Origin of the sequence: Nocardiopsis sp. TNDT3 (genome assembly GCF_003427465.1) — a bacterium.
GTDB classification, from domain to species: domain Bacteria; phylum Actinomycetota; class Actinomycetes; order Streptosporangiales; family Streptosporangiaceae; genus Nocardiopsis; species Nocardiopsis dassonvillei.
On the sequence record NZ_QPFC01000122.1, the window covers coordinates 1 to 2,244 of the forward strand.

General features: G+C 74.0%; 1 protein-coding gene and 2 pseudogenes. All 3 read right to left on the bottom strand.

The genetic code is table 11. From position 1 onward, the window contains the following. Nucleotides 1–123, bottom strand: a pseudogene (locus tag DQW06_RS03380) (alpha-(1-2)-phosphatidylinositol mannosyltransferase); the annotation flags it as partial. Between the two features lie 344 nt (nt 124–467). Further along, a pseudogene (locus tag DQW06_RS03385) lies at nt 468–1,346 on the bottom strand (phosphatidylinositol mannoside acyltransferase); the annotation flags it as partial. A 49-nt stretch (nt 1,347–1,395) separates the two neighbouring features. Then, nucleotides 1,396–2,025 (bottom strand): phosphatidylinositol phosphate synthase, encoded by a 630-nt coding sequence (pgsA, locus tag DQW06_RS03390; RefSeq protein WP_041552335.1) that lies wholly within the window; start codon nt 2,023–2,025, stop codon nt 1,396–1,398. Between the last annotated feature and the right edge of the window lie 219 nt (nt 2,026–2,244).

Consider the following 2,244-nt stretch of genomic DNA (forward strand, 5'->3'; position numbering starts at 1 on the left):
CACCGGCGCCAGTACCGACACCTCGTGCCCCATGCCGGTGAGCGCCTCGGCGAGGTCGCCGACGTGCTGCTGCACCCCGCCCGGGACGTCCCAGGCGTAGGGGCAGACCAGGCCGACCCGCATGCCCACGGTCACCCGTTCCGTTCGTCTCGTCCGGGGGGCCTCGCCCCGCTGCCTTGAGGGGCCCCTACCCCGTTCGCCGCGGTGAACCCGCCCCGAGTGCCCGGTGCGGTTGCGTCGCCCGCCCCTCCCGGCGCACCCTCGTCCGGTACCGTGCCGCCGACCGGGTCCTCCCGGACAGCGCCACCCGGCGCGGTGCCGTCGCCCGCCCCTCCCGACGCGGTGCTCTCGTCCGTCACCGCGGGCACAGCGGTCTCCGCGGTCGCCCCTCGCGGGACGCGCGCGCGGTCGGCGGCGACCGGGGCCGGAACGCCGCCGTCGGCTCCGCGGCCGCGCGAGACACGCGCGTGGTCGGCGCTGAACACCGGCTGGAGCATGTGCCAGTCCTCGGGGTGCTCGGCGATCGCCCCCTCGAAGACGCGGACCAGCTCCTGGGTCGTGGCCTGGACCCGCTCGGCGCGGGTGGCTCCCCCGGAGACGGGGATCTCGTCGTGGACCCGGATGTTCCAGTACGGGCCGTCGTACCACAGCGAGACCGGCATCAGGGCCGCGCCGGTGTTGAGGGCCAGCGCGGCGGGCCCGGCGGGCACGCGCGCACGCTCCCCGAAGAAGTCCACCTCCAGGCCGGTGCCGCTGATGTCGCGGTCGGCGAGCAGGCACACCAGTCCGCCCCCGCGCAGCCGCCGGGCCAGGGTGCCCACGGTGTTCGAGCCTCCGGTCAGCGGCAGCACCTCCATGCCCAGGGACTCCCGGTAGGCGGTGAAGCGCTGGAACAGGCTCTCGGGGCGCAGCCGCTGCGCGACGGTGGTCAGGGGGGTGCCCCTCAGGGCGATCCAGGCCCCGGCGTGGTCCCAGTTGCCCATGTGGGGCAGGGCGGCGACCACACCGCGGCCCGACCGGACGTGCTCCTCCAGGACCTCGATCCCGGTGGCGCGGGTCCGGCCCAGGACGTACTCCTCACCCATCGCCGGGAGGCGGAACATCTCGTAGTAGTAGCGCATGTAGGACCGCATTCCCGCGCGGGAGAGCGCGCGCAGCTGGGTGTCCGTGGCCCCGGGGCCGACCAGGCGCCTCAGGTTGCGCTCCAGGCCGCGCGTGCTCTCGTCGTGGGCGCGCCAGGAGCGGTCGGCCAGGCGTCGGAACAGCGCCCGCCCCGCGCGCTCGGGCGTGCGGCGGATCATCGCCCACCCCGCCGTGTAGGCCAGGTCGGCCGTGCGTTCGTCCACGTCGTGTCCCCGTTTCCCGTTCTGCCCTTTTCGCCGTCCCCTCGTGCGCTCAGGCTCCGCCGTTGGCTTCGCCGGTCCCCGCGGCGCCCTCGACGTAGTCGGGGTCGTTGAGGCGGGCGCGGGTCTCCACCAGGCGCTGGAGGACGGTGAGCAGGCTCATCGCGGCCAGCAGCCACAGACCGCCCGCGAGCGCGTAGGGCACGTCCAGGCCGCCGAGGCCCACGGCGACGAGGATGACCACCAGGCGCTCGGTGCGCTCGGCGACGCCGACGTCGCAGTTGACGCCCAGCCCCTCGGCGCGCGCCTTGATGTAGGACACCATGAAACCGCTGACCAGGCAGAAGAGGGTGAGTCCGGCGAGCAGGGGGTCGTCTCCCTCGCCGATGAACCACCACAGGAGCCCGGAGAGGATGGCGGCGTCGGCCACCCGGTCGAGGCTGGAGTCGAGGAAGGCGCCGAACGCGCTGGCGCTGTCGCGGGCCCTGGCCACGGCCCCGTCGAGCATGTCGAAGAGCACGAAGACCGTGACGACGACCGACCCGGCGTACAGCTGTCCCTGCGGATAGAAGAACAGGGCGCTGACGACGACGCCGAGGGCGCCGACGATGGTGACGATGTTCGGTGTGAGGCCGAGGCGGGCCAGACTCCGGCCGAGCGGAGTGGTGACCCGGGAGACCATGGGGCGAAGGATTCTCAGCATGTCTTCTTGGAATCGTAGGGCGGGAACGGTCATGGAGGTGGGAACCGCACCGGCGGGAGTGGGGACCCCACCGAGAAGGTGGGAGCCCGGCCGCGGGAGTGGGGACCCCACGGGTGGAACGGCTCGGGGGTCGGGCCGTGTGGGCTCGGATGGACTGGACGGACTGGGTGTGCGGGTCGGACCGGGCGGGGCCGGGTG